Here is a 1293-nt window from a genome sequence, read left to right on the forward strand (position 1 = left end):
GAGTGAGGTTCCCCCGCTTTCTCGGAGGGCTCTGACTGTGGTCCGATAGGGCCGGAAGGAGTCATTCGTGGCAGCACCGAAGAAGTACCCGGACGAGCTGAAGGCTCGGGCCGTGCGGTTGTATCGGGAGTCGGACCCGAAGCCGACGATCCGGAAGCTGGCCGCCCAGCTCGGGGTGCATCACGAGGCATTGCGGCTGTGGATCCGCCAAGCAGAGGCAGATGCCGGCGAACGCGACGACAAACCGACGACCGACATGCTGGCCGAGAACCGGGCCTTGAAGAAGCGAGTCGCCGAGCTCGAGCGAGTCAACGCCGTATTGCGTGATGCGAGTGCGTATTTCGCCTCGGAGCTCGGCCAGACCCGGCGGTGATCGTGGCGTTCGTCAGCGAACACCCCCAGCACCCGGTCGAGCTCGTATTACGGGTTCTGGGCATCGCGTCCTCGACGTATTACGGCTGGTTGCGGCAGGCGCAGGCGACGTCTGCGCGGCGGCTGGCCGATCAGGAACTGCTGGCCGAGATCGTCGACATCCATACCAGCTCCGGCGGAACCTACGGGTCACCGCGGGTGCATGCGATGCTGCGCCGGCGCGGGATCTCGGTGGGCCGCAAACGAGTCGAGCGGCTGATGCGGGGCGCCGGATTGCAGGGCGCGTTTCTGCGTAAGAAGTGGCGGCTGGGCTCGACCCGGAAAGATCCGCGTGCCACTCCGGCGCCGGACCTGGTCAACCGGGACTTCACCGCCGGCAAGCCGGATCGCTTGTGGGTGGCCGACGCCACCCGCATCGTCTGCGGTGAGGGAGTGTTCTGGCTGGCCGCAGTCCGCGACGCCTTCTCGAACCGGATCGTGGGCTGGAAGTGCTCGGACCGGTGCGACACCGAACTGGTACTCGGCGCTCTCGAGTACGCCGTGTGGACCCGCGACGTCCGAGACGGGCAACTGGTCCATCACTCCGACCGCGGCTCGACCTACACCGCTATCCGGTTCGCGAATCGATTGGCGGACAACGGGATATCTCAGTCCATGGGGTCGGTCGGCGACAGCTACGACAACGCCCTCATGGAAAATTTCTTCTCCACCCTCAAGACCGAGCTGGTGTATCGGAACAGTTGGCGCACAAGGGAAGAAGCCGAAAACGCCCTGTTCGCCTACATCGACGGCTGGTACAACACCCAGCGGATCCAGAAGAAGCTCGGCTGGAGATCTCCCGACGAATACGAAGCCAGCTACCATCACCAGGTTCCTACGGGAACCAGATAACCCGCTCTCCGGATTAGCGGGGGAACCTCA

At 64.5% G+C, this 1293-nt stretch carries 2 protein-coding genes; both read left to right on the forward strand.

Going from position 1 to position 1293, the window contains the following annotated elements; genetic code table 11:
* The first annotated feature begins 67 nt into the window (after nt 1-67).
* Nucleotides 68-373 (forward strand): transposase, encoded by a 306-nt coding sequence (locus ON37_RS26610; RefSeq protein WP_040723173.1) that lies wholly within the window; start codon nt 68-70, stop codon nt 371-373.
* A gap of 2 nt (nt 374-375) precedes the next feature.
* The gene (locus ON37_RS26615) at nt 376-1263 is read left to right on the forward strand and encodes an IS3 family transposase (RefSeq protein ID WP_040723175.1); all 888 of its coding nucleotides are present in this window, start codon (nt 376-378) and stop codon (nt 1261-1263) included.
* Nucleotides 1264-1293: the final 30 nt, after the last annotated feature.

Source organism: Nocardia veterana NBRC 100344 (genome assembly GCF_000308855.1).
In the GTDB taxonomy this organism is placed as follows: domain Bacteria; phylum Actinomycetota; class Actinomycetes; order Mycobacteriales; family Mycobacteriaceae; genus Nocardia; species Nocardia veterana.